At 70.7% G+C, this 3,889-nt stretch carries 4 protein-coding genes; 2 read left to right on the plus strand and 2 right to left on the minus strand.

What is annotated here, in order from left to right:
* A partial coding sequence (locus ACLN58_RS19150) for a glycosyltransferase (protein ID WP_415856829.1) occupies positions 1-661 on the plus strand: 661 nt, incomplete at its 5' end.
* 125 nt (positions 662-786) lie between these two features.
* On the opposite strand, the gene ACLN58_RS19155 is transcribed toward ACLN58_RS19150, so the two are convergent.
* Together ACLN58_RS19155 and ACLN58_RS19160 are read right to left on the minus strand one after the other, a co-directional pair.
* Positions 787-1,458: an SDR family oxidoreductase gene (locus ACLN58_RS19155; RefSeq protein WP_415856830.1), complete on the minus strand. Its 672-nt coding sequence runs from the start codon at positions 1,456-1,458 to the stop codon at positions 787-789.
* A 128-nt stretch (positions 1,459-1,586) separates the two neighbouring features.
* The gene (locus ACLN58_RS19160; protein ID WP_415856831.1) at positions 1,587-2,024 is read right to left on the minus strand and encodes a very short patch repair endonuclease; all 438 of its coding nucleotides are present in this window, start codon (positions 2,022-2,024) and stop codon (positions 1,587-1,589) included.
* A gap of 41 nt (positions 2,025-2,065) precedes the next feature.
* Between ACLN58_RS19160 and ACLN58_RS19165 the strand changes: the two genes are divergently transcribed.
* On the plus strand, positions 2,066-3,889 hold a 1,824-nt coding region (locus ACLN58_RS19165), incomplete at its 3' end, for a glycoside hydrolase family 15 protein (protein WP_415856832.1).

Genomic DNA, 3,889 nt, shown 5'->3' on the forward strand with positions numbered 1-3,889 from the left:
CGCGGGGCGCCTCGCACAGCGGTACGGGGTGCGGGCCGCCGTCGCCCGTCCCGGGGTCGCAACTGCCGGGCAGGCCCACGGATCTCGCCCGGCGCGGATCGTGTGCGTCGCGGCCCTCCTTCCGGGAAAGGGCCAGCTGATCCTGCTCGAGGCGCTCGAACGGCTTGCGGACGTCCCGTGGACCGCCTGGCTCGTCGGTTCGGACCGGGCCGACGGCACCTATGCGCGGCAGGTGCACCACGCCGCGTCGCTGCCGCCCCTGGCCTCGCGCGTCACGGTCGCGGGACAGCTCTCCGGCGCCGAACTCGAGGACGCGTGGCTCGCCGCCGACCTGAGCGTCCTGCCGAGCGCGAGCGAGACGTTTGGGCTCACGGTGGCGGGGGGCGAGGGGCTCGCCGGCGCGGTCGGGGCGCTCCGCTCCGTCGACGCACTCGAGCAGGCCCTGCGGGTGTGGCTCACGGATCGGAGCCTCCGCGCCGCCTGGCGCTCCGCGGCCCGTGCCGCGCGGCTCGTCCTCCCTGGGTGGGAGGGCACCGCGAGGGCTGTCCTCGACGCGGTCTTCGCTGACGCGGATCCCCAGCTTCTGGGCCAGACTCCCCAACTTATGGGCCAGCCTCCCCGAGTTCCAACCGACGACGGCGCAACTCGCCGAGCGCTATAAGGGCCGCGCCGGGGTTCGCCGCCAAGAGTTGGGGAGATCGGTTCAGTAGGTGGGTAAGCCGGCGCAGATTCCGGGTAACCCGGGGTGGAAGTCGGGGAGGCCGACAAAGAAGCTGGGGAAGCCGGTCACCGATCCGTCGAGGGCTCCAACTCGTCCGAGGTCAGGGCGCGGGCCACGGCGAGGACCGAACCCGAGACATGACTCGACTCTGCCGACGCGAGGTACACGAACGCGTCGAGCTCCTCTTCGTCGGTGAGGGGCGCGGGGCGCTGGCCGTGGTCGAGCCTGGCCTCGAGGATCGGATCCCATCGCGGCCCGCCGACCACGGCGTTGACCCGCACGCCGCGCGGTCCCAGCGCCTGCGCCCACCCGCGGGTCGTCTCGAGGACGGCCGTCGCGAGGGCCTCCTGGCCTCGGCTCAGCACGAGGCTGTGCGTCGAGAAGCCAGCGGTGTTGATGATGCTCGCCCCTGCGTTCATCGACGGGAGCGCTGCTTCTGTTGTGGTCACGAGGAGGGCCATGGAACGCTCAAGCGCGCGCTCCACGCCGCGGCGGACGGCCGCGGGCCGCTCCCCTACCTCGGGGATCACGGCGGGCCCGGTGTTCACCAGAACGTCGAGCCCCCCGAGATGACGCGCAGCCGAGCGCGCAATGCGCGTGCCGTCCGCGGAGTCCGCCGGTTCGACGTCGAGCACGGCCCCGCACCGCTCAAAGACGGCCCCTAGGCGTTCTGATAGCTCCGGGTCCTCCCCTGTGACGAGAATCCGCCGGCGTGCCAACCGGCCCGCAAGAGACATGAAGCAAGCTCCCTCGGTCAGCGGCCGCTGCACGGCCGCGCGGTCTTGGGCATCCGCTGGACGACGATTTCAAAACTGAGACCTCCTAGCTCAGGTACAGGTTCACTACCCGTCCAGCGCATTCCCAATCACTGCGCGTTCCCCAGCACTGCCCGGCGGATCTCGGCTGCCACCGTGACCGGGTCCTCGTGGCTCCAGAAGCGCAGCACGCGCCAGCCACGCTCGGTGAGCGCCGCCGTCGTCTCCTCGTCGCGCGCTCGGTTCCGGGCGATCTTGGGCCGCCAGTAGTCCACGTTGCGCTTGGGCTCGATGTAATGCTCGGGGCAGCCGTGCCAATAGCAGCCGTCGATGAACACGGCGACGTGCGCCCGCGTGAAGACGAGATCCGCCGTGCGGCGCAGGTCTGGTTCGGGGCGGAACGCGACGCGATACCGCAGCCCCATCGCGTGAACGGCCCGCCGGACCAGAAGTTCAGGGGCGGTGTCGCGCGACCGGTTCCCGAGCATGGTCTTGCGGATGGCCGGAGTCGAGGCCCAGGAGGAGGTGCTTTCGGGCTCCTGGCTCATGCCGTCAGCGTACGCCGAGCTGACCTTGGTAGGGTGCGCACATGTCGCGGATAGAAGACTATGCGCTCCTTGGCGACCTGCACACGGCCGCTCTCGTGGGGCGAGACGGATCGATCGATTGGCTGTGCCTGCCCCATTTCGATTCGCCCTCGTGCTTCGCGTCCCTCCTCGGGACGCCGGACCACGGGCGGTGGCTCCTGGCGCCCGCGAGCGGCGGCGAGTGCACCCGGAGGCGCTACCTTCCCGACACGCTCGTGCTCGAAACGCTGTGGGAAACCGAGACCGGCACCGTGCGGATCCTCGACTTCATGCCGCCGCGCGAGGACGTGATCGACGTGGTGCGAATCGTCGAATGCGTGAGCGGCACGGTGTCCATGCGCGGGGAACTCGTGCTGCGTTTCGACTACGGCCACGTCATCCCGTGGGTCCGGCGGCGCAAGGGCGTGCTCCACGCCGTCGCGGGCCCCGACTCCGCCTACCTCACCACGAGCGCCCCGCTCGAGGGAAAGCACTTCCGCACCATCAGCGAGTTCACGATGACGGAGGGCGAGCGGGTTCCGTTCGTCCTGACCTGGATGCCGAGCCACGTCCCGTACAAGCCGCAGACCGACGCCGAGGTCTCGCTCGAGCGGACCACCGAGTTCTGGACCACGTGGTCCAAGCGCTGCTGCATCGACGGCCCGTATGAGGACGCGGTGCGCGGCTCGCTCATCGCGCTCAAGGCCATGACGTACGAGCCCACGGGCGCGATCGTTGCGGCGCCCACCACGTCTCTCCCCGAGTGGATCGGGGGACCTCGGAACTGGGACTACCGCTACTGTTGGCTCCGCGACGCCTCCCTCACCCTCGAGTCCCTCCTCGAGGCGGGCTACACCGAGGAGGCGAAGGCGTGGCGCGACTGGCTGCTCCGCGCCGTCGCGGGCGACCCCGCGGATCTCCAGATCATGTACTCGATCACGGGCAAGCGCCGCCTCCCCGAGTTCGAGCTTGCGTGGCTGCCCGGCTACGAATCCTCGCAACCGGTCCGCGACGGCAACGCCGCCGCGGATCAGCTCCAGCTCGACGTGTGGGGCGAGGTGATCGACGGCCTCGCGCTCACCCGCGCGAGCCTCGGGAAGCACACCGACGCCGCGTGGGACGTGCAGACGGCCCTCATGAAGCATCTCGAGAAGACGTGGCGGCGCAAGGACAACGGGCTCTGGGAGATGCGTGGCGCGAAGCGGCATTTCGTGTATTCGAAGGTCATGGCGTGGGTCGCGGCCGATCGCATGGTCAAGGCCATCGACGAGTTCGGCTTCGACGGGCCACGCGAGCGCTGGGCGGCGCTCCGCGACGAGATCCACGAGGACGTCCTGCGGCACGGCGTTCACCCCGAGCACGGATACTTCGTGCAGGCCTACGGGTGGGATGAGCTCGACGCGAGCCTCCTCCTCATCCCGCGGGTCGGGTTCCTCCCGTACTCGGACCCGCGCGTCGTCGCGACCGTCGACGCCGTGCAGCGCGAGCTCCGCGCCGACGGCTTCGTGATGCGCTACCGTCCCGAGGCGAGCAACGACGGGCTGCCTGGCGGCGAGGGGGTCTTCATCGCGTGCTCGTTCTGGCTCGTCACGGCACTCGCCGGACTCGGCCGGCTCGACGAGGCCCGCGACCTCTTCGAGCGTCTGCTCACGCTCCGCAACGACGTGGGCCTGCTGAGCGAGGAGTGGGACCCCGAGTCGAAGCGCCAGCTCGGAAACATGCCCCAGGCCTTCAGCCATCTGGGCCTCGTCGGCGCGGCGATAGCCCTGCGCGAGGCCGAGCGCGCCGCCGAGGCCGAGCGAGCCGCCGAGGCCGAGCGCGCCGCCGAGGGCGAGGCCGCGGCGGGC

The sequence above is a fragment of the Sinomonas sp. G460-2 genome (genome assembly GCF_047759905.1).
Lineage (GTDB): Bacteria > Actinomycetota > Actinomycetes > Actinomycetales > Micrococcaceae > Sinomonas.

Bases quoted from the DNA above. Each gene is read 5' to 3' on its own strand.
- ACLN58_RS19160 (WP_415856831.1), bottom strand. From the start codon at position 2,024: ATGAGCCAGGAGCCCGAAAGCACCTCCTCCTGGGCCTCGACTCCGGCC.
- ACLN58_RS19155 (WP_415856830.1), bottom strand. From the start codon at position 1,458: ATGTCTCTTGCGGGCCGGTTGGCACGCCGGCGGATTCTCGTCACAGGG.